At 72.9% G+C, this 21,298-nt stretch carries 16 protein-coding genes; 8 read left to right on the forward strand and 8 right to left on the reverse strand.

What is annotated here, in order from left to right:
- Positions 1-6: 6 nt before the first annotated feature.
- From ALMP_RS01495 to ALMP_RS01505, 3 genes are all read right to left on the reverse strand, one after another.
- Positions 7-1,758, reverse strand: coding sequence for an LCP family protein (locus tag ALMP_RS01495; RefSeq protein WP_264924056.1), 1,752 nt, complete (start codon positions 1,756-1,758; stop codon positions 7-9).
- 287 nt (positions 1,759-2,045) lie between these two features.
- On the reverse strand, positions 2,046-3,248 hold the full coding sequence (locus tag ALMP_RS01500) for an LCP family protein (protein ID WP_264924057.1): 1,203 nt from the start codon (positions 3,246-3,248) through the stop codon (positions 2,046-2,048).
- Positions 3,249-3,790: 542 nt separating this feature from the next.
- Positions 3,791-4,549 carry a TIGR03089 family protein gene (locus tag ALMP_RS01505; protein WP_264924059.1) on the reverse strand — a complete coding sequence of 253 codons (759 nt, stop codon included), beginning with the start codon at positions 4,547-4,549 and terminating at the stop codon, positions 3,791-3,793.
- A 127-nt stretch (positions 4,550-4,676) separates the two neighbouring features.
- On the opposite strand from ALMP_RS01505, the gene ALMP_RS01510 reads away from it, so the two are divergent.
- Both ALMP_RS01510 and ALMP_RS01515 read left to right on the forward strand, forming a co-directional pair.
- Positions 4,677-6,083: a peptidoglycan recognition protein gene (locus ALMP_RS01510; RefSeq protein ID WP_264924060.1), complete on the forward strand. Its 1,407-nt coding sequence runs from the start codon at positions 4,677-4,679 to the stop codon at positions 6,081-6,083.
- A 211-nt stretch (positions 6,084-6,294) separates the two neighbouring features.
- The gene (locus ALMP_RS01515; protein ID WP_264924062.1) at positions 6,295-7,377 is read left to right on the forward strand and encodes an NDP-sugar synthase; all 1,083 of its coding nucleotides are present in this window, start codon (positions 6,295-6,297) and stop codon (positions 7,375-7,377) included.
- Positions 7,378-7,704: 327 nt separating this feature from the next.
- Here the strand turns inward: ALMP_RS01515 and ALMP_RS01520 are convergent, their stop codons facing one another.
- From ALMP_RS01520 to ALMP_RS01535, 4 genes are all read right to left on the reverse strand, one after another.
- Entirely contained in the window at positions 7,705-8,721 is a 1,017-nt protein-coding gene (locus ALMP_RS01520; protein ID WP_264924063.1) for a DNA-3-methyladenine glycosylase, read from the reverse strand.
- 124 nt (positions 8,722-8,845) lie between these two features.
- Complete coding sequence (locus ALMP_RS01525) at positions 8,846-10,186, reverse strand: coenzyme F420-0:L-glutamate ligase (RefSeq protein WP_264924064.1); 1,341 nt, start codon at positions 10,184-10,186, stop codon at positions 8,846-8,848.
- Positions 10,183-11,142 carry a 2-phospho-L-lactate transferase gene (gene cofD / locus ALMP_RS01530; protein ID WP_264924065.1) on the reverse strand — a complete coding sequence of 320 codons (960 nt, stop codon included), beginning with the start codon at positions 11,140-11,142 and terminating at the stop codon, positions 10,183-10,185. Before cofD ends, ALMP_RS01525 begins: the two co-directional genes overlap by 4 nt.
- A gap of 34 nt (positions 11,143-11,176) precedes the next feature.
- Positions 11,177-11,668 (reverse strand): cysteine dioxygenase family protein, encoded by a 492-nt coding sequence (locus ALMP_RS01535; protein WP_264924066.1) that lies wholly within the window; start codon positions 11,666-11,668, stop codon positions 11,177-11,179.
- Between the two features lie 721 nt (positions 11,669-12,389).
- Here ALMP_RS01535 and ALMP_RS01540 point away from each other — a divergent pair.
- The 3 genes from ALMP_RS01540 to ALMP_RS01550 all read left to right on the forward strand — a co-directional run bounded on the left by ALMP_RS01540 (position 12,390) and on the right by ALMP_RS01550 (position 17,999).
- A complete protein-coding gene (locus ALMP_RS01540; protein WP_003975777.1) occupies positions 12,390-12,653 on the forward strand; it encodes a WhiB family transcriptional regulator in 264 nt (87 codons plus the stop codon).
- Between the two features lie 178 nt (positions 12,654-12,831).
- Positions 12,832-16,497 (forward strand): glycosyltransferase, encoded by a 3,666-nt coding sequence (locus ALMP_RS01545; protein ID WP_264924106.1) that lies wholly within the window; start codon positions 12,832-12,834, stop codon positions 16,495-16,497.
- On the forward strand, positions 16,494-17,999 hold the full coding sequence (locus ALMP_RS01550) for a DUF5719 family protein (RefSeq protein WP_264924107.1): 1,506 nt from the start codon (positions 16,494-16,496) through the stop codon (positions 17,997-17,999). The genes ALMP_RS01545 and ALMP_RS01550 overlap by 4 nt, the downstream gene beginning before the upstream one ends.
- 38 nt (positions 18,000-18,037) lie before the next feature.
- Here ALMP_RS01550 and ALMP_RS01555 read toward each other — a convergent pair whose 3' ends face one another.
- On the reverse strand, positions 18,038-18,484 hold the full coding sequence (locus ALMP_RS01555) for a metallopeptidase family protein (protein ID WP_264924108.1): 447 nt from the start codon (positions 18,482-18,484) through the stop codon (positions 18,038-18,040).
- Positions 18,485-18,779: 295 nt separating this feature from the next.
- Here ALMP_RS01555 and ALMP_RS01560 point away from each other — a divergent pair, with 295 nt between their 5' ends.
- From ALMP_RS01560 to ALMP_RS44285, 3 genes are all read left to right on the forward strand, one after another.
- The gene (locus tag ALMP_RS01560) at positions 18,780-19,202 is read left to right on the forward strand and encodes a DUF3499 domain-containing protein (protein WP_187826098.1); all 423 of its coding nucleotides are present in this window, start codon (positions 18,780-18,782) and stop codon (positions 19,200-19,202) included.
- A 343-nt stretch (positions 19,203-19,545) separates the two neighbouring features.
- Entirely contained in the window at positions 19,546-20,910 is a 1,365-nt protein-coding gene (locus ALMP_RS01565; protein ID WP_264924110.1) for a phosphomannomutase/phosphoglucomutase, read from the forward strand.
- Positions 20,911-21,238: 328 nt separating this feature from the next.
- The coding region (locus tag ALMP_RS44285; RefSeq protein WP_375803410.1) for a Trm112 family protein at positions 21,239-21,298 on the forward strand (60 nt) is incomplete at its 3' end.

Genomic DNA, 21,298 nt, shown 5'->3' on the forward strand with positions numbered 1-21,298 from the left:
TGGTGATTACTTGGCGCACTCGACCTTGTCCGCCGTGGACTTGTCGACGGTGGCCGGCACCTTCGTCGGAGCGGTGAGCGAGACGCCCGCACCCTTGAAATCCTTGCCCAGCGTCAGCGTCATCGTCGGCAGCCCCTGGGCGTTCTCGACGCTCTCGCCCGGCTTGAGCGCGGTCCCCGGCAGTCCCATGACGGCGGCGAGCTTGCGCGCCTGGGCGGCCTGCTCCGGCGCGTACTCGAGCGTCGTATTGCTCAGTTCCCGCGGCGCGTTGCCCGCGTTCTCGGACTTCGTCACGCCCTCCTCGTTCTGCAGCCAGCTGAGGGTCTCCTGGGCGCTGCCGGCGGGGGCGCCGCCGTTCATCACCCGCACCCGCACCTCGGAGGCGGCGGACTGGGTGCCCTTGAGGCGGGCCGCCGCGGCCGCGGCCGCCGCGCTCTTCGACGCCTGCGCCTTCTCCTTCACCTCGGTGAAGGACACGTCGTCCCGGATCATCTGGAAGACGGTCGGCGCGGTCGACTGGTTGAGGACGACCGTCGCCTTCACCTTCTCCGCCGGGTTGTCGACCACCGGCACGGTCGTGAAGGTCAGGTTCTTGGTGTTGAGCTTGCCCAGCTCCAGACCCAGGTCCTTCAGCTTGCCGATGCTGTCCAGCTGGGAGTCGACGGTCAGCGCCTTGGTGCCCGCCTCCGCCAGCTTGATCATCTTGCTGGGGCTGGTGAGGGTGTCGTTCGACTTCAGCTTGCGCATCAGCGAGCTGAGGAACTGCTGCTGGATCCCGATCCGGCTCAGGTCGCCGCCGAAGCCCACCGAGTGCCGGGTCCGTACGAACGCCAGCGCCTGCTCGCCCTCGATGGTGTGTGTGCCCTTCGACAGCTTCAGGTGCGAGTCCGGGTCGTCGATGTCCTTGGCCAGGCACACCTCGACCCCGCCGACCGCCGTCGTCAGCGTCTTCACCGCGTTGAAGTCGGCCACCATGAAGTTGTCCGGGGTGATCCCGGTCAGCTCGGTGACCGTGCGCATGGTGCAGCTGGGCGTACGGCCGTCCTGGCCGAGGCTCGTGTTGAAGCGGACGTTGTCCGAGCCCGGGATGACCTTCTTGGAGCCGTCCTCCTGCGTGGTCTCGCAGTCCGGGATGTCCACCAGCAGGTCGCGCGGGATGCTCAGCGCGGTCGCGTTCGTACGGTCCTTGGAGACGTGCAGCAGGATCGTGGTGTCGGCGTGGCCCACGCTGCCGGAGTCGCCGTAGCCCTCGTTGCCCGAGCCGGTGCGCTTGTCGGTGCCGATCAGCAGCAGGTTGATCGCCTTGTCCTTGCTGAAGCCGCCCGTGCTCGCGCCGTCGTCGGAGAGCGAGTTGATGTTGTCGTTGAGGTGCTCCAGGTAGAGGTAGGCCGCACCGGCCGTGCCCACCAGGACGAAGGCCATGACGCCGCCGGTCCACAGCAGGACCTTCTTCGCCTTCGACTTCTTCTTCACCGGCTGCCGACGCCCGCGCCGGCCCGGAAGCGGTTCCTCCGGCGCGGCCCGGCGGCGCCGCTGCCCCGGCACCTCCGCGGTCTCCCGGCCGGGGGCCGCCGTACGGCTCTCCTGTCCCGCCGTCCGGGCGCGTCCCGCGCGGGAGGCGCCCCTGCGGGGCGCCGGGACCGCCGGTTGCGGTGCGGAAGGGGTCAGTCGCAGTTCGTATTCGCCGGTGTCCGGATTGAGCACCCACTGGTCTGCGGGGTCGATGTTGTCCGCCCGCCCACGGCCTTGCGCGTCCACGGTTGTCCGAATCCTCCGTCGGGGCCACGCGGCGCCTTTCCCCCTCAGAAGGCGCTCGGGTCGTCTCGGTCACTCAGTCGCTCAGTGCACGACCCCAGGACGGACCTCGCGGCCGGGTGCACCGGATCGCTCACACTATCCGCCCAGTTCAGCGTGGAGCGACGACGGTGACAAATTCCACTTCCCTACAACCGGGCAATCCGTCCCATTTCCTTGAACTTAAGTTCGTTCGTGTGCGTCGGAAGACGTTTGGAAGGGGCTCGGGCGGGCCAGGCTTGGCAAGCGCTTTACCCGCACGTGTCCTCGGCGGCCGTGGTGCCGCGGAACGCGGGCGGCGGGGATTCGTACCCGGTGTGACCGCGCGACCGCGCGGAGGCAGGACGCTCGGCGCCCTTCGCGGTCCTCTTCTTCGGTTCGATCGGAACGGGTGCATCGGTGCGCAACAGTTCGAAGAGTTTCTCCGCCTCGGGCTCCACGAGTTGGTCGCGATTGGCGTTGTAGACGTACGACTCCCGCGGAACGGTCAGGAATCGCACCTGTTCGGTGGGAATGTCGCGCAATCCGCGCACAAGGTCGTAGAGCCCGCGCAGACTCGCCAGATCCGGGTCGGTGGTGAGAGAGGACGTGGCGGCGTCCAGCACCGGATACAGCTTCACCGGATTCAGCAGGACGTCATTGCTCCGCACCTTGTTGACGAGCGCCGCGAGGAACCGCTGCTGGCGGTCCATCCGGTCGGTGTCGCTGCCGTTGCCGAGGGACTTGCGGGCGCGGACGTAACCGAGGGCCTGCTCGCCGTCGAGCGTCACCCGCCCCGCGGGCAGCCGCAGCTTGGCGTCCTTGTCGCGGATCGGCTCCTTCAAGCACACCTCCACCCCTTCGACGGCGTCGACCATCTTCTTGAAGCCGCGGAAGTCGACGACGACGTGGTGGTCGACGCGGATGCCGGTCAGCTTCTCGACCGTGCGGATCGTGCAGGCCGAGCCGCCGGTCTGAAAGGCGTAGTTGAACATCGCGAACATCGGTTCGGTCCGGGTCCCGTCCGGCCGCCGGCAGCTCGGCACGTCCACCATCAGGTCACGGGGCAGGGAGACGGCGGTGGCGCTGCGCCGCCCGGCGGACAGGTGCAGCAGGATCGTCGTGTCCGACCGCTCGGTCCCCGAGTCCCGCCCGTACTGTCGGTTGCCGGCGCCCGCGCGCGTGTCCGACCCGATCAGCAGGATGTTCCGCGCGTCCTTCACCAGCGAGGTCGGCCGCTCCTTCGCGTACCGCTCCAGCTCCGCCGCGGCGGCCTCGTCGGGCGTGATGTTCCCGTCGAGCTTCGCGTACACCGCCCACGCGGCCACCCCGGTGCCGACGACGAGAACGGCGACCGCGCCCGCCGCGCACCGCAGCCACCGGCGCCGACGCCGGCGTATGAGCCCCACCCCGAACGCCGAGGCCCCCACCTCCGGCCCGAGGGGCCCCTTGGCCGTGCCCGCGCTACCGCCCACGCCCACCACCCCTCCTGCCCACCGTAGGAGCCACGGCACCACTCACCTGCCGCTCCTACGACGATGGCCCGAGTGGGGGGCGGGGTGGGGGTGGAGGTAGGCCGAACGGGTGACGGGACGACGGCGGACCCCGGCGGTGCGGGGGTGGCGGCGGTGGGCCTCGGCGCGATGAGGGGGTGTGGGCGGTGGGGCTTGGCGTGGCGAGGGGGTGGCGGCGGTGGGCCTTGGCGCGCTGAGGGGGTGTGGGCGGTGGGGCTTGGCGTGGTGAGGGGGTGGCGGCGGTGGATCTCAGCGCGGTGAGGGGGTGGCGGCGGCGGTGGATCTCAGCGCGGCGAGGGGGTGGGTGCCGGGGCTCCAGCGTCAGCAGGGCTGCCGCAGCTCACCCCGGCGGCGTGGTCGACGCCCCAGGACCCGGACCGGCGGCCCGGGCCTTGAAGCCCGGGTCGCGACAGCCGTGCGCGGGGCCGGCACCCGAAAAGGCACCCCGGCCCCGGTCGTCCGGCCTAGGCCCTGCGGCGCCGGGATGATCCGAACGACAGGGCCTAGCGGGCCGTGGCCGTCACGCGCTCGCTTTCGATGCGCTTGTCGAGGGTCTCCTCGGACGCCTGGTCCAGGTTCCGGCACAGGACCACGGAGCCGCCGCTGGCCAGCGGCGCGTACAGGCCGGCGCTCAGCCCTTCCCAGGTGTCGTACGGCAGGCCCGACAGCAGCCGGGAGCCGGGGCCCGTCAGGCCGAGGCCCGCCGCGTCCGCCCGGGCCCGCTCGGTGATCTCCGCGCCGGTGTACTCCGCCCCGGCCACGATCAGCGCCGGCTCCTCCGGGTCCACCGGCGCGTACGCCACGAACCGGTCCCCGTGACTCGGCACGTCCACGGCGTAGTCGGCATACCCCTCCGGCGGCCCCGGCACGAACCGCCGGCCGAGCGGCGCGAGCGACAGCGCGTACCGCTCGCCCCGGCACGCCAGCCCCGCCTCGAACCGCCCGGGCCCGGCCACCACGAAGTCCGCGCGCGCGGGATCCCCGTCGACGTCCGCGACGACCCCGACCGACGCACACGCCAGCAGCCACGCCGCCGTCTGCCAGTGCGCGGGCAGCAGCAGCGCGACCCGGTCGCCGGGCTCGGCGGACATCCCGTCCTGGAGGAGGTTCGCGGTCTTGGCCACCCAATTGGCGAAGGTGGCGACGGACAATTCGACCCGTTCCCCGGTGGCGTCGTCGTAGAAGGTCACCAGCGGGCGCGCGGGATCCGCGGCGAGCGCGGAACGCAGCAGGTCGGCAGGGGTGCGATCGGTGGCGTTCACCCGGGCAAGCGTACGCGCCGCACGCTCCGGGCACCCCCCGCCGGGCCACCGGTTCGGCGGAACGGGCCCGACACCCCGTCAATTCCTCGATATGCGGATACGTATGGGTCTGTCCAGGATCAGTGCCATGCGTGGATTGCTTGCTTCCTCGATCGGTGTCACCTGTGCGGCGGCTCTCGCCCTTCCGCTGGCGCCGCCCGCCACCGCGGCGACGGTGCGGCCGGCGTCGACCGCGGAGACGGCGACCGCCGCGTCCCGGGCCACCGCCCCGACCACCGCCTCCCTACCCGGCCGCACCCAGTCACTGCCCCTCACATCCCTCACCCACGACCGCTCCCTCGGTCCCACCGGAGCCGAACAGGGCCTGACCCGCCGGGGCGTGCGCCCCTTCTCCCTGCTCGGCGTCGTCTGGGACGACCCCGGCGCCGAACTCCACGGCCGCGTCCAGGTCCGCACCCGCGCCACCGCCACCGGCATCTGGTCCGACTGGCAGGACGTCGACCCCCACAACATCGACCACGGCGCAGACCCGGACACCCCCGAACGCACCTCGGGACGCGTCCGCGGCGCCACCGCCCCGCTGTGGGTCGGTGACTCCGACGGCGTCGAACTCCGTGTCAGCCCCGCCGCCGGACACACCGAGCAGCACGCGAACGACCGTACGGACGACGTCGCCCGGGCCACCCGTACGGCGCCGACGGCCGCCGCACTCCCCTCGGGCCTGCACCTGGAACTCGTCGACCCAGGCACGACCGGCCTCACCCCGGCCCACGCCCCGGTGGGCTCACCGCGCACCCGCGCCCTGCCGGCCACGGCCCGCACCGACGCCGCAGCCGTCGTGAAGGCGGCCGAACCGGCGGCAGCAGCCGTTGCCGCGCCGGCCGTCCCGGCCGGAGCGAAGCTGACGAAGGGTCAGCGGGCCAAGCCGTACATCGGCCCGCGCCCGCGCATCGTCACACGCGGCGGCTGGAGCGCCGACGAGACGCTGCGCGAGAAGGGGTTCCGCTACACCACGACGGTCAAGGCGGCTTTCGTGCACCACACGGCCTCGGGCAACAACTACAAGTGCGCGCAGGCCCCGTCCGTCATCCGCGGTATCTACCGCTACCACGTGGTGAGCATGGGCTGGCGGGACATCGGCTACAACTTCCTCGTCGACAAGTGCGGAAACATCTACGAGGGCCGGGCCGGGGGCGTGACGAAGCCCGTCCTGGGCGCCCACACCCTCGGGTTCAACAGCAACAGCATGGGGATCGCCGTCCTCGGCACCTACACCAAGACCAAGCCGCCGGCCGCGACCGTGACGGCCATCGCTCGGCTGACCGCGTGGAAGTTGGGTCTCTTCGGGGCCAATCCGAGCGGAAAGACATATCTGAAGTCCGGAGGTGGCAATCTCTACCGAAAAGGTAAGAACGTACGACTGAACGTCATCTCCGGCCACCGGGACGGCTTCGCCACGGAATGCCCAGGGCGGCAGCTATACGGCAAGCTCGGCTCGGCCCGCTCCGCCGCGGCGCGCCTCCAGGGGCGCTGAGGCAGGCCGGAACGCGTGCCCCGGGGCCTGGGGAGGCCCCGTGGGACACGTGCGCGTTCAGTGGGGGGCACATTCCACAGCCGTCGGGGGGACAGCGCATGGAGTACCGCATGCGACACCGCACGGCCATCGAAGTTGCCGCACAACGGTCTGCATACACTGGCCGGCCGAAAGACAGTTCGGCCGGTCCCGGCAGGAAGCAGAGACGAAGGTGACAGAAGCGATCCTCCTGGTCGGCGGCAAGGGCACCCGGTTGCGCCCGCTCACGGTGCACACGCCCAAGCCCATGGTCAGGGCGGCCGGAGTGCCGTTCCTGACGCACCAGCTGGCGCGGGCCAAAGCCGCAGGCGTGGACCACATCGTCCTCGCCACGAGTTATCTGGCGGAGGTCTTCGAACCGTACTTCGGGGACGGCTCGTCGCTCGGCCTGCACATCGAGTACGTCACCGAGGACGAACCCCTCGGCACGGGCGGCGCGATCCGCAACGTCGCCTCCCGGCTGCACTCGGGCCCCGACGACCCGATCCTGGTCTTCAACGGCGACATCCTGACCGGCCTCGACATCCGCAGGCTGGTCGACACCCACGAGACGACGGGCGCCGACGTCTCCCTGCACCTGACGAAGGTGACGGACCCGCGCGCCTACGGCCTGGTCCCCACCGACGACACGGGCAAGGTCCTCGCCTTCCTGGAGAAGCCCCAGACGCCCGAGGAGATCGTCACCGACCAGATCAACGCGGGTGCCTACGTCTTCCGCCGCTCGGTCATCGACACCATCCCGCTCGGCCGCCCGGTGTCGGTGGAACGGGAGACCTTCCCCGGCCTCCTCGCGGCGGGGGCACACCTCCAGGGCATGGTGGACTCCACCTACTGGCTGGACCTCGGCACCCCGGCGGCCTTCGTCCGCGGCTCCGCCGACCTGGTCCTGGGCCGGGCGCCCTCCCCGGCGATCCCCGGCCGCTGCGGCGACCGTCTGGTCCTGCCGACGGCGACCGTGGCCCCCGACGCGAAGCTGACCGGCGGCACGGTGGTCGGCGAGGGCGCGTTCGTCGCGGAAGGGGCGAGGGTCTTCGGCTCGACGATCCTGCCCGGCGCGGTCATCGAACCCGGCGCCGTCATCACCGACTCCCTCATCGGCACCCGCGCCCGCGTGGGTTCACGCTCCGTCCTCACCGGCACGGTCATCGGGGACGGCGCGATCGTCGGCCCCGACAACGAACTGCGCGAGGGCGCACGGGTGTGGTGCGACGCGAAGATCCCGGCGGGGGCCCTGCGGTTCTCGTCGGACCAGTAGCCGCCGGTAGCGCGAGAAGCCGCCGGCAGCCGGCGCACGCAGCGCGAGGCGACACAGACAGCGCGAAGAGCGCGAGGAGCCGCCGGCGCTGGCGCACGGAGCGCGAGGCGGCGCAGATAGCGCGAGGAGCCGCCCGGAGCGCGAAAAAGACGTCGGCAGCGCGAAGAGACGCCGACAGCGCAAGAAGCGCGGGGAGGCGCCGGTAGTACGAGGCGGCGCCGGTAGCGCGAGGCGGCGCGCACAGGCGTGACTCGGCCCGTCGGTACGCTCTCGGCGGGCCCGAGCACGAGCAGCCCGTCCGGGTGCGCGCCCCCGGGCCGGGGGACGTCACAACCGCCCGATGTCCCCCCGGGGCATCCGCGGCGCCCGCCGCGCCGGCACCTTCCCGCTCAGCAGGATCAACCGAGCCGCCCGATGCCGCTGGCCCGCGTACGGCTCCAGCAACTCCAGCATCACCGCGTCGTCCGCGTCGCGGTCCCCCGCCAACGCCCACCCCACGATCCCCGGCAGATGCAGATCGCCCACCGTCACCGCGTCCGCCGCCCCATGACTGCGCTGCACCGTCTCCGCCGACGTCCACGGCCCGATCCCGGACACCACCTCCAGCCGGGCCTGCGCCTCGGCCGGAGACATCCGCACGGCCTCCTCCAGCCGCCCCGCCACCCGAACGGCCCGCAGGATCGTCGACGCCCGCTTGTTGTCGACCCCGGCCCGATGCCACTCCCACGACGGGATCAGCGCCCATGTCCGAGGCGCCGGCATCACCCACATCGGCCGCTCACCGGCCCCGGCGGGACCCGGCGCCGGCTCCCCGAACTTCCGCACCAGCCGCCGCCACGCCCGGTACGCCTCGTCGGTGGTGACCTTCTGCTCCAGGATCGAGGGGATCAACGACTCCAGCACCAGTCCGGTCCGCGTCAACCGCAGCCCCGGCCGCCGGTGCCGCGCCATCGCCACCAGCCGATGCCGCGGTACGAAGGCCTCCGGATCGTCGGCGGCCCCGAGCATCTCCGGCATCCGCTCCAGTAGCCAGTCGGCCCCGGGCCCCCAGGCCTCCCCCCGCACGGCCCCGCCCCCGGGGACCGCGACGACCCGCAGCGTCCCGGGCCCGGCGGGCGTCAGGCTGGCCCGCCACACCGACCCGTCGGGCGTCGTCCGGAACGTCGGATCCCCGGGCCCCCGCCTGAGCGGCCCCAGCACCAGCCCGAGCTCGAGCGGCCCTTCCGGCACCCACGTCCGCACCCGCCCCGTGACCGGCCGCGCGCCGTCCCGCGCGCCGGGCACGGCGACGTACCCGCCGCGTACGGTCGTCCGCGTGGGCCGGGGAGCGAAGCGTCCTGCCACGGAAGAAGTCCTGGGGAAGTAGGGAGTGCGGGAGCCGAAGAAGAGACAGCAGGGAAGAGGAGGAGCGGGGCGAGCGGGAACGGGAACGGGCTGGTACCGCCCCTAAGAGACTAGGCGCCCCGCCTCACCGCACCTCGATGAACCCTCCCGCGTCCCGCTCCGGCCGAGCCCGCGGCTCCTCCGCCGGACGCCCGACCGCGACCGCGCCCATCGGGTCCCAGTGCTCCGGCAGCTCCAGTACCTCGCGCACCACGTCCCGGCAGAACATCGTCGACGACACCCACGCGGAGCCCAGCCGCTCCCCGGCCAGGGCGACCAGGAAGTTCTGCACCCCGGCGCCGGCCGCGACGACGAACATCTCCCGCTCGGCCGCGTCCCGCCGCGGGTCGCCGTAGGTGTGCGACCCGTCCATCACCAGGCACGGCACCACCAGATAGGGCGCGTTGCGCAGCACGTCCCCCCGCCGGACCCGCTTGGCGATCGACTCCTCGCTCTTGCCGTCCCGCCGCAGGTCCGCGATCCACGCGTCCCGCATGGCGTCCAGCAGCCGCACCCGCGCCGCCTGCGACTCCAGCAGGACGAACCGCCAGGGCGTGGTGTGGTGCGGAGCCGGCGCCGTGACGGCCGCGGCGACCGCCCGCCGTACCGCGCCGGGGTCCACGGGGTCGTCGGTGAAGGCGCGCACCGTACGTCGCTGGGTGACCGCGAGCCGGACCGCCTCCGAGGTGCCCAGCCGGAACATGTCGTCGCGTGCCCCGCGCACCATGGCCCGCGCGCCGTCCTCGTCCCCGCCGGTCAAGACGACGTGCGCCAGGCCGCGTACGACGGCCACGGGCAGCCCGGCGGCCTTGCCCTTGACCAGGTCGCCGGCGGCGGCCAGCTCGTCGGCGGTGGCGACGACGGTCGCGCTGAGCGGATTGCCGTACGCGTCCGTGCCCCCGCGCAGGTCGTCCAGGACGCGCACGCCGGCGGCGCCGATCGCCATGTCGGTGAGCCCGGCGCGCCAGGGCCGCCCGCATGTGTCGGTGACGACGACCCCGACCCGCACGCCGAGGATGTCCCGCAGCCCGTCGCGGATCGCGCGCGCGGAGGCGTCCGGGTCCTCCGGCAGCAGCAGCACCGTCCCGGCGGGGGTGTTGGAGGCATCGACGCCGGCGGCCGCCATCACCAGGCCCTGCCGGTTCTCGACGATCCTGAGGGTCCCGCGCCGGGCCACGACCCGGACGGTCTCCGCGTCGATCGCGGCCTCCCGGTCGTCGGCCCGCACGACACGGCCCTCCGCCTTGGACACGATCTTGGAGGTGACCAGCAGCACGTCCCCGTCGGCGAGCCCCGGCTCGGCGGCGGCGATCAGCTTGGCCAGGTCGTCGCCGGGGCGCACCTCGGGCAGGCCGGGCACGGCCCACACCCGGTACCCCCGGTCACCGGCCTCGTCCTCCAGGGTGCTGTCGACGGTATCGGTCACGCCCCGCGCACCTCCTCCGCCAGCGCCAGCGCCTCCTGGGCCATCCGCGCGGTGGCGTCGATGTCGGTCATCATCAGCGGGACGGCGCGGCAGCGGATCCCGGCGGCCTCGACCCGCTCCACGGTGCCCGCGTCGACGGTGTCGACGAGCCAGCCGTCGAGGAGGCCCGAGCCGTAGTGTTCGGCGACCGCGGCGGCCGTCGACTCCACGCCGACCGCCGCGAGCACCTTGTCGGCCATGCCGCGCACGGGCGCGTCCCCGACGATGGGGGACAGGCCCACCACCGGCACCCCGGCCTCGGCGATGGCCTCCCGGATGCCGGGCACGGCCAGGATCGTGCCGATGGAGACGACCGGGTTGGACGGCGGGAAGAGGACGACGTCGGCCTCCGCGATCGCCTCCAGCACCCCGGGCGCGGGCTTGGCCTGCTCCGCGCCGACGGGCACGATCGCCTCGGCCGGCACCGACGCCCGCAGCCGCACCCAGTACTCCTGGAAGTGGACGGCCTTGCGTTCGCCGTCCACCTCGACGGCGACATGGGTCTCGACGCGGTCGTCGGTCATCGGGATCAGCCGCACGCCCGGCTGCCACCGGTCGCACAGCGCCTCGGTGACCGCGCTGAGCGGATACCCGGCGCCGATCATCTGGGTCCGCACGATGTGCGTGGCGAAGTCCCGGTCGCCCAGCCCGAACCACTCCGGCCCGACGCCGTACGCGGCGAGCTCCTCCTTCAGATGGAAGGTCTCGTCGGACCGGCCCCAGCCCTGCTCCTCGTTGATGCCGCCGCCGAGCGTGTACATCACCGTGTCGAGGTCCGGGCAGACCTTCAGCCCGAAGAGGTGGATGTCGTCGCCGGTGTTGCCGATGACCGTGATGTCCGCGTCCGGCACGGCCCGCTTCAGACCGCGCAGGAACCGGGCACCGCCGATGCCGCCTGCCAGAACCACAATGCGCATGGGGGCAAGTCTGGCAGGCGGGTACGACAACGCGTCACGCGCTCACGGTGGTCGCCGAGCACTGGAAGGAGTGCACGGGCATCTCCGTGAGCCCCGGGTAGTACACGTGCAGGCTCACGGCCGGCTCGAGCGCGTCGTTGACGACCTCGTGCACGTACCCCGGCGCGAAGACGCGCTGCGCGCCCGCGCCCAGCGCGCGCGTGCCGCGCTCGGTGCGCTCGGTCAACGTGCCCTCCAGGACGGTGAGGACACCGGAGGAGCGTCCGTGGCCGTGCGGCCCGCTGCCCTGGCCCGGCACCCAGGACAGCAGCCACACCTCGTAGCCCGGTCCGGTGCGCAGCCGGTGGTACCAGCGGCTGGTCGCGTCGTAGCGGACCAGGTGCTCCCACGCGGAGCGGTCGGCGGCGATGGAGCGGGCCAGGCCGACGAACTCGGCGACGGTCGCCGGGTGCTCGCGCGGGGCCTGGAGGAGGTGCGGGACTTCGAGGATGTCGCCGGCGATCTGAAGGTCGCTGTCGCTGTTCATGGAGTGCGTGGTTCCTCGGGGAAGGAGCGGAGGAGTGGGGGGCTGGTGTCGCGTACCGCCGCCCGGGTCACGGGCGGGAGGAATGCCCGGGTCGGGGCGGGGAACAAGCAGCCGAGTCGCGGTGGACTCAGGGGAGGTCGGCCGGAGCGCTATGGGCTCAACAGCCGGAACAGCAACAACAGCTACAGCGAGCACGGGCAGCACCGTGGGACCCGGCGGTGCGGGTCGAGGTGAGCGCCAAGTTCGCGAGCATGCCCACAAGGACACCGGTTCACACCTCCGCTGTCAACTCGACAGCCGGCATGTGGGACCGGTTCACCTCATCCGGTTCATCTGTCAGGTGAAAGGTTTGTGCACATGGCTGCCGGGACACATGGCGCACAAGCCGGGCGCGCAAGCCTCGTTGTCATCCCGTGATCCGACTGTGATCCGGTTCGCTTCCGCGCACGTGTCGGAACGGGATCGAACCCGTGGGCGTCCTTCCCCTTAGAGGCGCCGCGCGGGCCGGGAGCCCTCCGGGACCCCAGCTGCGTGTCAAGGTATATGGCGATTTGAGTACTTAACGCACGCCCTTGGTTCCGCAGAGTGAATAAGGGGCTCAATAGCAGATCTCGGCTTGACTCGCCCGGAGCAGCACACTTGTAATTTCACTCGTGTCGTTCAGCCGCAATCGGTAACGGCCACGTCACGGGGACGCGAAAAGACAGAGCGAGGGGCGCACATGACCGAGCTGGTGCAGCAACTGCTGGTCGACGACGCGGATGAGGAACTCGGCTGGCAGGAGCGCGCGCTGTGCGCCCAGACCGACCCCGAGTCCTTCTTCCCCGAGAAGGGCGGCTCCACCCGCGAGGCCAAGAAGGTCTGCCTCGCGTGCGAGGTCCGCTCCGAATGCCTCGAGTACGCCCTCGCCAACGACGAGCGCTTCGGCATCTGGGGCGGCCTGTCCGAGCGGGAGCGCCGCCGGCTGAAGAAGGCGGCCGTCTGAGCCCACGGCACGCCTCCACACCCGTAGATCACGAACGGCCCGTCGCCCGTGGGTTGTCCACAGGCGGCGGGCCGCCGTCATGCCCAGCCGATAGTGTGGTCGCTCGTCCGAGAAGCCCCGCCGCCCCCACGCGGCGCAGGCATCCACCGCAGTCCATCGAACCGGGGCCCGTACCTCGATGTCCGTGCACAGCCAACCGGCAGCCCACCAAGACGTCGCTGCCACACCTGAGTTCCCGCGTCATGTCGTGACCGCGGTGCTCGTCTCCCACGACGGTGCCCGCTGGCTGCCCGACGCGCTCGCCGGGCTGCTCGGCCAGGAGCGCCCCGTCCAGTCCGTCATGGCCGCCGACACCGGCAGCGCCGACGACTCCGCCCAGCTGGTCACCGACGCCCTCGGCGCCGACCGCGTCCTGCATCTCGCCCGGCGCACCGGCTTCGGCCAGGCCGTCGAGGAGGCCAACCGCACGGCCCCGGTCCTCACCCCCGAGGAACTGCCCTACCTCAAGCGCCCCAGCGGCTGGGACCCCGTCACGCGCACCTGGCGCGACGACGCCTACGACCTGCCCGAGCTGCCGCACGGCGAACCCGTCCAGTGGCTGTGGCTGCTGCACGACGACTGCGCCCCCGAACCCGACGCCCTCGCCGAACTCCTGCGCGTCGTGGAGAACGAACTCGAACTCGGCCGCGACGACGTGGCGATCGTCGGCCCCAAGCTGCGCGGCTGGTACGACCGCCGCCAGCTGCTGGAGGTCGGCGTCACCATCGCCCACTCCGGTCGCCGCTGGACCGGCCTGGACCGCCGCGAACAGGACCAGGGCCAGCACGACCACGTCCGCCCCGTGCTGTCCGTCTCCACCGCCGGCATGCTGATCCGCCGCGACGTCTTCGAGGAACTCGGCGGCTTCGACCGCCGCCTGCCCCTCATGCGCGACGACGTCGACCTGTGCTGGCGGGCCAACGCCGCCGGCCACCGCGTCCTCGTCGCCCCCGACGCCGTCGTCCGGCACGCCGAGGCCGCCTCCCGCGAGCGACGCACCGTCGACTGCGCGGGCCGCACCACGGCCTCCCCGCACAAGGTCGACAAGGCCGGCGCCGCCTACACCCTCCTCGTCAACAGCCGTACCGCGCTGCTGCCCTGGATCCTGGTCCGCCTGGTCCTCGGCACGCTCGTGCGGACCGTCGCCTACCTCGTCGGGAAGGTCCCCGGCCAGGCCATCGACGAGATCCGCGGCCTGCTGGGCACCCTGCTGCGCCCCGAGCGGATCGTCGCCGGCCGGCGACAGCGTGGAAAGCCCCAGGTCGACAAGGGCGAGCTGCGGCCCCTGTTCCCCCCGCCCGGCGCGACCGTCCGGGCCACCGTCGAACAGGTCGCCGGCGACCTCTTCGGCGCCTCCGACTCCGAGACCGCCACCGGGGCGGGCCGGCACGGCGGCGCCATCGAGTCCGGCCCGGGCGGCGACGACGCCGACTTCCTGGAGATCGAGCAGTTCGCCCGCCTCAAGCGCATCGCCCGCAAACCCGGCCCGGTGCTCTTCCTGGTGCTGCTGCTGGTCTCCCTCGTCGCCTGCCGCAACCTCCTCGGCGGCGGGGCCCTCGCGGGCGGCGCCCTGCTGCCCGCCCCGGCCGACGCCTCCGAGCTGTGGTCGCGCTACCTGGACGCCTGGCACCCGGTGGCCGCCGGCGGCACCTCCTCCGCGCCGCCCTACCTCGCCGTCGTCGCCCTGCTGGCCTCGCTGCTGTTCGGCTCGACCGGCCTCGCCGTCACCGTCCTGCTGGTCTGCTCGGTGCCCCTGGCGGGCCTCACCGCCTACTTCGCCTCCCGCCCGCTGGTCGCCTCCCGCCTCCTGCGCGCGTGGGCCGCGGTCGTCTACGCCTTCCTGCCCGCCGCCACCGGCGCCCTCGCCGGCGGCCGCATCGGCACCGCCGTCCTCGCCGTCCTGCTGCCGCTCATCGCGCGCGCGGGCATCGCCGCGAGCGGCCTGGCCAACTCCTCCGGCGCCCGCGGCAGCTGGCGGGCCACCTGGGCCTACGCGCTGCTGCTGACGATCACCACCGCCTTCACACCGATCGTGTGGCCCATCGCGCTGGTCCTGGGCGTCGCCGTGCTCGCCGTACGCCGCACCGAACTCCCCGCCTACGGCCTGCGCTTCCTCGCCCAGCTCGGCACCCCCCTGCTGCTCCTCGCCCCCTGGTCGCTCACCCTGCTGCCGCTCGGCTTCTTCACCGAGGCGGGCCTGGAGTACGGCCCCTCGGCGGCCACCGCGCTCGACCTGCTCGGCGCCAGCCCCGGCGGACCCGGCACCGTCGACGGGCTGATGCTCATCGGCGTCGTCCTGGCCGCGCTCGCCGCCCTGCTGCGCTCCGAGCGCCAGTCCGGAATCTGGACGGCCTGGGCGGCCGCCCTGGTGGGTCTCGTCTTCGCGGTCCTGTCCAACAGCTCCACCTGGGCCGGCCCCGCCACCCTCGTCTACGGCCTCGCCCTCCTCGCCGCCGCCGTCATGGGCGCCGACGGGGCACGCGCGCGCGTGGCCGAGCAGAGCTTCGGCTGGCGCCAGCCCGTCGCCGCCCTCATCGCCTTCGCCTCGGCCGCGGGTCCGCTGCTGGTCGCCGCCGGCTGGATGATCGGCGGCGCCGACGGTCCGCTGGAGCGCCGCGACCCCGTCCAGGTACCCGCCTTCGTGGCCGAGGACAGCGGCACCCGCGACCAGGCCCGCACCCTCGTCCTCGACAGCGACTCCACCGCCCACGTCGGCTACATGCTGGTCCGCGGCTCCGGCGCCCGCCTCGGTGACGCCGAACTCGCCGCCGCCGACGGCGAGAACGCCACACTCGACAAGGTCGTCGCCAACCTGGTGGCCGGCTCCGGCGCCGACCAGACCGACCAGCTGGGCAAGTTCGCGGTCCGTTACGTCCTCGTCCACAAGGGCGCCCCACGCGAGGTCACCCGCGTCCTGGACGCCACACCCGGCCTGGCCCGGATGAGCCAGCAGGACGGCAGCGCCCTGTGGCGGGGGAACCAGGAGGTCTCCCGCGCGGCCATCGTCCCCGCCTCCGGCAACGGCACCCCGACGCCGGTCGGCGCCGGACCCGTCGAGATCCACACCACGATCCCCGACGGCTCCGACGGCCGCGTCCTGCGCCTGGCCGACGCCGCCGCCGACGGCTGGACGGCCACCCTGGACGGCAAGCCGCTCACCCCCACCACGGTCGACGGCTGGGCCCAGGGATTCGAACTCCCCGCCAGCGGCGGCCGACTGGACGTCACCTACGACGACCCGTTCGGCCACACCGCCTGGCTGTGGGCGCAGGGCTTCCTCGTCCTCGTCCTCGTCGTCCTCGCCCTGCCCGGCCGCCGCCGCGACGTCGACGACGACCTCCCCGAGGAGGAGCCGGTCCCCGCCGAGGCCGCCGCCGGCGAGGGCCGCCGCGCCCGCCGCCTGCGCGCCCAGGCCGAGGCCGAGGAACCCGGCCCCGACGAGCGAGCACCGTCCCCCGAGCGGGAGCAGACCCCGGCCCCGGTCCCGCAGCAGCCGTCCTACGCCGACTGGGACACCGCGAACCCCGCGGCCGCCGAGTACGGCGGCTACGGCGAGGAGCAGTACCAGAGCGCCCAGCAGCAGTACCCGGCCGGCTCCTACGACCAGGCCTACGACCCCTACCAGGCCGGCCAGTACGACCCGTACGCCTACCAGGGCCAGAACACCGGCTCCTACGACCAGACGGGCTACCAGCAGGGCTACGACCCGTCGTCGTACGGCCAGGGCGGCTACGACCCCGCCTACGACCCGGCACAGCACCCCCACGGCACCGGCAGTGAGCGCCCCGACGGGAGCCAGCAGTGAACCGCACCACCCTGTCCCTGATCGCAGGCACGGCCGCGCTCGCCGCCGTCACCGGCTTCGCCACGCTCACCGAGCCGGCCGCCCCCGGCGACGGCGGCAGCGCCACCGGGGCGGCCGCCGTCCTGCCCGTGGAGCGCACGAGCCTGCTGTGCCCGGCGCCCAGCTCCTCCGACCTCGCCGAGACGACGTACACGTCCTTCACGCCCGTCACCAAGGGCACGGGCAGCGACGGAACGGCCCAACTCCGGGCCGCCACCGCGGACTCCGCGGCAGCGGGCAGCGCCGCGGACGACAAGAAGAAGCCGGCGGCCAAGCCCGTCCTCACCCCCAAGGCGCCCGGCACACCCGTCACCGGCGACACCTCCGGCGGCGACGCGCCCGCCCTCGTCGGCACCGCGGACGGCAGGTTCGCGCCCGGCTGGACGGTCCAGGAGACCACCCAGGTCGCCGCCGGCACCGGCCGCGGCCTGCTCGGCGTCACCTGCGCGGAACCCGACACCGACTTCTGGTTCCCCGGCGTCAGCACCGCAGCCGACCGCACCGACTACCTCCACCTCACCAACCCCGACGACTCGGCCGCCGTCGTCGACCTCGAGCTCTACGGCAAGGACGGCGCCGTCCCCACCACGGTGGGGGAGGGCCTCACCGTCCGGCCGAACTCCAGCGAGCCGATCCTGCTGTCCACGCTCACCGACCAGAAGCAGGACGACCTCACCGTCCATGTCAACGTCCGCAGCGGCCGCGTCGGAGCCGCCGTACAGGCGCTGGACGACAAGCTCGGCGGTGACTGGCTGGCCGCCTCCACCGACCCGGCGGGCAGCCTGGTCGTGCCCGGCATCCCCAAGGACGCCACCGCCGTCCGGCTGGTCGCCTTCACCCCGGGCGACGCCGACGCCGACCTGAAGGTCCAACTCGCCGCCCCCTCCGGCCTGATCACCCCGGCCGGGAACGAGACGCTGCACGTCAAGGCGGGCATGACCACCGCCGTCGACCTCGGCGACGTCACCCGCGGGGAGGCCGGCTCGCTGGTCCTGACCCCCACCGACCGGTCCGTGCCGGTCGTCGCGGCCGTCCGGGTCGTGCGCGGCAAGGGCGACAAGCAGGAGTCGGCGTACATCCCCGCCGCGAGCCCGGTCGGCACGCGCGCGTCCGTCGCCGACAACACCGCCAAGGGCTCCACCCTCTCCCTGACCGCCCCCCAGGGCACCGCCAAGGTGAAGGTCACCGCCTCCGCCGGCAGCGCGGGAGGCGCGGCCGCCTCCCAGACGTACACGATCAAGGCAGGCACCACCCAGGACGTCCCACTGCCGGTCCCCGCCGGTCTGAAGGGCACCTACGCCCTGACCGTGGAACCCCTCACCGACACCCCCGTCTACGCCTCCCGCATGCTCGTCGGCACCGCCGACGGCGTCCCCGGCTTCACCATCCAGACCCTCCCGGACGACCGCGGCACGGTCGCGGTACCGGAGGCGGAGGAGGACCTGCGGGTGTTGCAGAAGTAGCGGCGCACCGCGGGTGGTGAACGCGCGGTACGGGGAGCTCAGTCCTCCCCGTACCGGGGATCCACCGTCTCAGGAGTCAACCCCAGCAACTCCGCCACCTGCTCCACCACGATCTCGTGCACCAACGCGGCCCGCTCGTCCCGCCCCTTGGTGCGGATCTCGACCGGCCGGCGGTAGACGACCACCCGCGCCCGCCGCCCCTCGCGCGCCGGAATCGTCCCGCCGAGCGGCACCGCCTCGTCGCTCCACGGCCCGCTCCCGTCCAGCCGGGGCACCTCCAGGACCAGGAAGTCGATCTCGGCGAGCTGCGGCCACCGCCGTTCCAGCCGCTCCACGGAGTCCTGCACCAGATCCGCGAACACATCGGCGCGGCTCGCGGCCAACGGCACCTGAGGGGGCGCGATGGGCCCTCGCATGCCCCGTCCGTGGCGATCACGACGGCGGGGTCCGGGGCCTGCGGCACGGGGCGGTACGGGGCTGTCCATCACCACCGAAGCGTAGTCCCCGCCGGGGCCGGGCGCCCGGCCCCACGCGGCGACCCGCACCCGCTCCGGCCGCTTGGCACCGCATGTCGCGGGATGACCATTCCAGCCAAGGTTGGGCTCGATTCCGCATCTCTCCGAGACCGGTGAACTCATGACAATTGATGGTGTTTGTACGGCCCGACGATCGGATCCGAGCACCTTCCTCCCCGCAAGGACTGGTGTTCGTGCAGGTCAGCGGGGTATGACTGGAGTGGTCTGTGGGGCGTTTCACAACACGACACGGTGGAGTGACCTGGTGGAGAGTCGTCGCGGCCCGCTCAAGAGTGCGGTACCGTCCAACGTCGTGAGCCCTGTACGTCGCTGTTCGCGAACCGCCTGCGGCCGACCCGCCGTCGCGACGCTGACGTACGTCTACGCCGACTCGACCGCGGTCCTCGGCCCGCTCGCCACCTACGCCGAACCCCACTGCTACGACCTGTGCGCCGAGCACTCCGAGCGCCTCACCGCCCCGCGCGGCTGGGAGGTCGTCCGGCTCCTCGACGGTTCGGCTCCCGCCCGCCCCAGCGGCGACGATCTGGAAGCGCTTGCCAACGCCGTCCGTGAGGCGGCCCGCCCTCAGGAGCGCGCGGCCGGAGCCGGCGGCGGGGGCCGGGGAGCGGACCCTATGGAGGTCGCGCGCCGCGGCCACCTGCGGGTGCTGCGCTCACCCGACAACTGACGACAGCCGACCTCGGTGGCGGGCCGTCAGACACCGCTGCTCGCCCTCGTCGTACCGCTCGCGCTCGTCCTGCTGGCCGACATCGGCACGGCGGCCGTCCTCGGCGTCCACGCGCGCCTGCGCTGAAGGAATGGGCCGCCACGGTCCACGAGCCGCGCTTCGCCGTCCTCACGGGGTCGAACCCGGGGCCGGAGCCGTCGCCGACCCGCGACCGAGGCAACCCTTGACCTGAGGCGACGGCCCGCGCCACGTCCGGGAGCCGGACTCGGCGGGACACACAGCGCACTGTCAGTCGCTCCGGGTAGTTTGTGGTGACTCACAGGACTTTCAGGAAGGTTTGGCCGTGGCTGCTGATCTGTCGCAGATCGTGAAGGCGTACGACGTACGCGGGGTGGTCCCGGACCAGTGGGACGAGTCGCTGGCCGAACTGCTCGGGGCGGCCTTCGCCCAGGTCACCGCCGCCGAGGCGATCGTCGTCGGCCACGACATGCGCCCCTCCTCACCCGGCCTGTCCACCGCCTTCTCCCGCGGCGCCGCCGCCCTCGGCGTCCACGTCACCGAGATCGGCCTGTGCTCCACGGACCAGCTCTACTACGCCTCCGGCGCGCTGAACCTGCCGGGCGCCATGTTCACCGCCTCCCACAACCCCGCCCAGTACAACGGCATCAAGATGTGCCGCGCCGGCGCCGCCCCCGTCGGCCAGGACACCGGCCTCGCCGAGATCCGCGAACTCGCCGAGCGCTGGACCCGCTCCGGCGCACCGGAACCCGCCGCCACCCCGGGAACCGTCACCCGCGCCGACACGTTGACCGACTACGCCGCACACCTGCGCTCCCTCGTCGACCTGACCGCCATCCGCCCCCTGAAGGTCGTCGTCGACGCGGGCAACGGCATGGGCGGCCACACCGTTCCCACCGTCTTCGCCGGCCTGCCCCTCACCCTCGTCCCCCTGTACTTCGAACTGGACGGCACCTTCCCCAACCACGAGGCCAACCCCCTCGACCCGGCCAACCTCGTCGACCTGCAGAAGCGGGTCCGCGAGGAGGGCGCCGACCTCGGCATCGCCTTCGACGGCGACGCCGACCGCTGCTTCGTCGTCGACGAGCAGGGCGACCCGGTCTCCCCGTCCGCGATCACCGCCCTCGTCGCCGCCCGCGAACTCGCCCGACACGGCGGCAAGGGCACGGTCATCCACAACCTGATCACCTCCTGGACGGTCCCCGAGGTCGTCGAGGAGAACGGCGGCACCCCGGTCCGCACCCGCGTCGGCCACTCCTTCATCAAGGCGGAGATGGCCCGCACCGGCGCGATCTTCGGCGGTGAACACTCCGCCCACTACTACTTCAAGGACTTCTGGAACGCCGACACCGGCATGCTGGCCGCCCTCCACGTCCTCGCGGCCCTCGGCGGCCAGGACACCCCCCTGTCCGCCCTGGTTTCCCAGTACGACCGCTACGCGGGCTCCGGCGAGATCAACTCCACCGTCGACGACCAGGCATCCCGCATCGCCGCGATCAGAACGGCGTACGAAGGCACCCCCGGCATCACCCTCGACGACCTCGACGGCCTCACCGTCACCTCCCCCGACTGGTGGTTCAACGTCCGCCCCTCCAACACCGAACCCCTCCTCCGCCTGAACGCGGAAGCCCGCGACGAGACGACGATGCGCAAGATCCGGGACGAGGTACTCCACCTGATCCGCGACTGAGCAGAGCACAGGCGCACAAGCCCCGTCGAAGCCGGAGGGGCGACACCCACGGCCGAGGGGAACAAGCGACGGAGGAAGGGAACGGGCGACGGGGGAGAGATACGGGGAACTTGAGGAGGGGAACGGGCGACGGGCGAAGGGAACGGGGAACTGGGAGGAGAACGGGCGACGGAGGAAGGGAACGGGGAACCGGGGAGGGGAACGGGCGACGCCGACGGGGGCGAACCCCCCACGGCCACCCCAACGCCCCACCCCCACCAGCGGTACCCTGACCAGGCACATCCCCACACCCCCGACCCCCACGACACCGACCACGAAGGGACACCCCATGCCGCTCGAAGCCGGCCTCCTGGAGATCCTCGCCTGCCCCGCCTGCCACGCCCCCCTC

The organism is Streptomyces sp. A012304 (assembly GCF_026008495.1).
In the GTDB taxonomy this organism is placed as follows: domain Bacteria; phylum Actinomycetota; class Actinomycetes; order Streptomycetales; family Streptomycetaceae; genus Streptomyces.

Bases quoted from the DNA above. Each gene is read 5' to 3' on its own strand.
- cofD (WP_264924065.1), bottom strand. From the start codon at position 11,142: ATGCGCATTGTGGTTCTGGCAGGCGGCATCGGCGGTGCCCGGTTCCTG.
- ALMP_RS01510 (WP_264924060.1), top strand. From the start codon at position 4,677: ATGCGTGGATTGCTTGCTTCCTCGATCGGTGTCACCTGTGCGGCGGCT.
- ALMP_RS01545 (WP_264924106.1), top strand. From the start codon at position 12,832: ATGTCCGTGCACAGCCAACCGGCAGCCCACCAAGACGTCGCTGCCACA.
- ALMP_RS01540 (WP_003975777.1), top strand. From the start codon at position 12,390: ATGACCGAGCTGGTGCAGCAACTGCTGGTCGACGACGCGGATGAGGAA.
- ALMP_RS01555 (WP_264924108.1), bottom strand. From the start codon at position 18,484: ATGGACAGCCCCGTACCGCCCCGTGCCGCAGGCCCCGGACCCCGCCGT.
- ALMP_RS01535 (WP_264924066.1), bottom strand. From the start codon at position 11,668: ATGAACAGCGACAGCGACCTTCAGATCGCCGGCGACATCCTCGAAGTC.